Annotated in this window: 3 protein-coding genes; all 3 read right to left on the minus strand. The window is 41.8% G+C overall.

The window, feature by feature from the left end:
- Positions 1-93: 93 nt before the first annotated feature.
- The 3 genes from CI597_RS17405 to CI597_RS17415 are packed head-to-tail and all read right to left on the minus strand — an operon-like array spanning position 94 to position 3,321.
- Complete coding sequence (locus CI597_RS17405) at positions 94-1,143, minus strand: tyrosine-type recombinase/integrase (RefSeq protein WP_081723908.1); 1,050 nt, start codon at positions 1,141-1,143, stop codon at positions 94-96.
- A complete protein-coding gene (locus tag CI597_RS17410; RefSeq protein WP_024728891.1) occupies positions 1,131-2,087 on the minus strand; it encodes a tyrosine-type recombinase/integrase in 957 nt (318 codons plus the stop codon). Before CI597_RS17410 ends, CI597_RS17405 begins: the two co-directional genes overlap by 13 nt.
- Positions 2,077-3,321: a tyrosine-type recombinase/integrase gene (locus tag CI597_RS17415; RefSeq protein WP_024728892.1), complete on the minus strand. Its 1,245-nt coding sequence runs from the start codon at positions 3,319-3,321 to the stop codon at positions 2,077-2,079. The genes CI597_RS17410 and CI597_RS17415 overlap by 11 nt, the downstream gene beginning before the upstream one ends.
- Between the last annotated feature and the right edge of the window lie 137 nt (positions 3,322-3,458).

A 3,458-nucleotide genomic window follows, 5' to 3' on the forward strand; every position in this document is an offset into this window, starting at 1 on the left:
TACACAACTTATACCGACAAAAAAACTATACCGACATTTCCAGGAATCCCACTGCATACAGATACTTTTGAAAAAATGTCGGCATAGTTTTTCTTATAGCCTATACAGTATTTTTGCTGTCTCTGCTTTTTTCCAACTCTTTTCAGTATTCTTTCTGTCTGGGTTAGCTTTTCCAATTGCTTCCGCAAGCGTATTCAACGTTACGAAAGCATAAAACCCAGATGTTGTAGAAATATTTTCATGCCCCAGCATCTGTTGAATATAGGATAGTGGGCAACCTTCCTGATACAGGTTCATGGCACGTGTTTTTCTTAGCATATGAAAATGCACATTTGCTGGCATATGGATCCCATTTACACGGCATTTTTCGGTATATTTTTTTAACACTTTCTGTATGCAGTCATCAGAAAGGCTATGGATCCGCCCGTGCGTGACAGCATAAAAGAGAGGCGCTGAGGGATCTGAGATATCTCCATGGAACTCATAGAGGTATTTACGCAGATGTTCTACTGTTTTTCCCATTAAGGGTACGCTACGGTATTTTTCTCCCTTTCCAAGTATCCGAACATAAGGGATTTCCGCATCAAGGTGAATATTTTCTACGTTCAGATCTATTAATTCTCCCACCCGCATTGCCGCGTCATATCCTAGAATGAGCAGCATTCGGTTCCTGCGTTCGGAACGTTTTTCCTTTCCAGGCGCCTCAAGGATTCCACTTAGCTGGTCATCTTCGAAATATTCAATCTCTCTGCCGGGAACATTCAGGCTGCGTATGGTCTTACTTGCCGCAAAGAGATAAGTGATATCCATACACTCTTCTGCCGCAAAAGATAACAAGGATCTTACTGCCGTCATCCGCAGATTGCAGGTTTTAGGACTCCACTTTTTTTCCTGTCCCATCCATACAAGAAAATCTTTCAGGTTCTCTTTTTTCAGATCACAAAAACATATTTTTTCACGTTGGATTCCTTTCACATCTTCCAGATAATCAATACAGATATTTAGCGAAATGCGGTAAGCTGTAACTGTATTTGTACTCTTTTTTCTTATTTTGGGCAACTCATGATTCAGAAAACATGCGGCTGTCTCCCAGAAGAAAACACTATCATGGTCTTTTGCTCTATTTCGTTTCAAATATCCCACACCTCCGGTATCAGTTTTTCCGAATGACCGGATTTTGCAATGACCGAACCATAAATATCTGGTATCAGGTGAAAGTAGTAAAGTGTATTTTTTATGTCAGAGTGCCCCATATAGCGCATAAGATAAGGAAGCATGGCATTTACATCCTTTCCCTCCCGAAGCCAGCGGTTCATATTTGCATAAACAAAATGATGCCGAAAATCATACGCGCGGATGCTGATACCGGAATTCTTTTTTTCTGGAAAAGCAGAGTACCAGAAACGCAGAAAGTTCTTTTCTAACATGGACGCGCCATATGGGGCATCATACCGGTTTGGAAAAAACGTCTTACGGTTCGGAAACAACTGCCCTATCCGAAGATCATAAGTATTGAGATAATCCCTGAGTTCTCCGGAAATATAAACTCTACGGCTCTTTGAGCCTTTCGATTGAAGGACATCAAGATATCCTTCACCCAAATGTACGTTTTCCCGAGCAAGAATGCGGGCCTCTTTACACCGGAGGCCACAGCAGTATAGTAACCGGAACATTGCGGGAAGTACTATGTGGCGGCCTTTATAATGCGGATTATCCATAACCTTGTCACATTCACTAAAAAATGCCGTGATCTCTTCTTCTGTAAAAAAGTATGGCTGGACTGGTGTTGGAAGATGGATTCTTCCAGATGGGATAAGATATGCCTCTGAATATCCGCGTGCTATGAGATACCTGCTGAATTCACGTAAAAACGCGGCAGCATTGTAAAGACTTCCCGGGGCATTTTCATACTTTCCAAGGAATATTTCAGCACTTTCCTTAGTCGGTACTATCACTGCTGTTTCCATTTCTAAAACAGATAAAGCATATTTCTTCAGATAATAAACCCCACTTTGGTATGCATATCCATTCTGCTTTTTATAAGAAATAAACTGATCAATTAAAGTCTGGAGGGAATCATTCTGCATTAGGATCTCCTCCTTTCCGAATAGCAGGAAGCGGAAGTGTGCAGGCAGCAAGGCTGGATGCGTCTGTTGAAAGATACACAGAGACAATGTTTGGATCCTTGTGTCCGAGTACGGCGGAAATATCAGACATGGGAACACCGGCTCGGAGCATGCAGGACGCTGCGTTATGCCGTGTCATTCTGCTTCCGCTCACTCGTCCTTTCTTTTGTATTCCGGCCATGTTCTCCATTTTTTGTAAGATTGGCCATACAGCTCCGGCTTCCAGCTTTTTGAATGGTGCAAAACTTCTCAGGAATACATGTGTATCTTCAATTTTGGGACGTTCCTCCATTATGTAATCCACAATCGCATTTCCATACGAAGCTTTCAGCGGTACAGTAAGCATCCTTTTTGTTTTGTCCTGCTCAATGTAAATGGCATCCTTCTCCCAGTCAATGTTCTTCAATTCCAGTGAACAGACATCCGTTCCGCGCAGCCCTGTTTCCAACAAAAGCCGGCAGATAGCGGTATCTCTCCTGGTCATAATTCCAGACGAAAGCAGTTTCTCTATAGCGTCAAGTTCCTCACTGCTGTAAACTTCTATAATCTTTGTCTCCCGTGGAAGATGCACTGGTATCTCCATAGAAAATCTTTCTGTAGATTCATTCGCAGATAGGAATTCACGAAACCCGGAGAGTACGCTTCCAATTGTTGTTGGCCGAAATCTTCCATCATTATAAAGCGACAGGATAAATCTGGTCACATCATTTGCTTTTACATCAGACAGAGATGTATATCCGTTTTCCTGACAAAAAATCAGGAAATATGTGACAATACGTTTATATCCATACATGGTATTCGGACGGAGTTCTCTATCTTCCATCTGTCTGATAAATCGTTCCAGATCCATACGGAAAACATTTATAATGATTGCGCCGGATAGGCTTTCTGGTTTTTGTCTTCCCCAATCAATAGAGCCGTCTTGCTCAAGTGACTTTAGTAGTCTGATACAACGTAGCCGGTGTGTCCGCTCCTTTTTCCCCCACTTTTCACTGCATCCCACTGGACTATCTAAAAAGGATTCAATGAGTTTTTCGGAGAGATACTCTTCTCCAATGTCTTCTGATATAGACTTGAGGCTCGAAAAACTGGAACGATAATGGGAAGATATCTTCTCGCCATACTTTCTTTTCTTCATTTGCCCCATTACTTCCACAACCAGATCATCTAGTTTTCTTTTGTTATCCTTCATCATCAGGAACCTCCTTTTCTTCCCATGATGAAGTATATCTTTACGGCTGTCAAAACTATGCCGACATTTTTTCAAAAGTATCTGTATGCAGTGGGATTCCTGGAAATGTCGGTATAGTTTTTTTGTCGGTATAAGTTGTG

The sequence above is a fragment of the Anaerostipes hominis (ex Lee et al. 2021) genome, from assembly GCF_002270485.1.
Lineage (GTDB): Bacteria > Bacillota > Clostridia > Lachnospirales > Lachnospiraceae > Anaerostipes > Anaerostipes hominis.

Bases quoted from the DNA above. Each gene is read 5' to 3' on its own strand.
- CI597_RS17410 (WP_024728891.1), bottom strand. From the start codon at position 2,087: ATGCAGAATGATTCCCTCCAGACTTTAATTGATCAGTTTATTTCTTAT.
- CI597_RS17415 (WP_024728892.1), bottom strand. From the start codon at position 3,321: ATGATGAAGGATAACAAAAGAAAACTAGATGATCTGGTTGTGGAAGTA.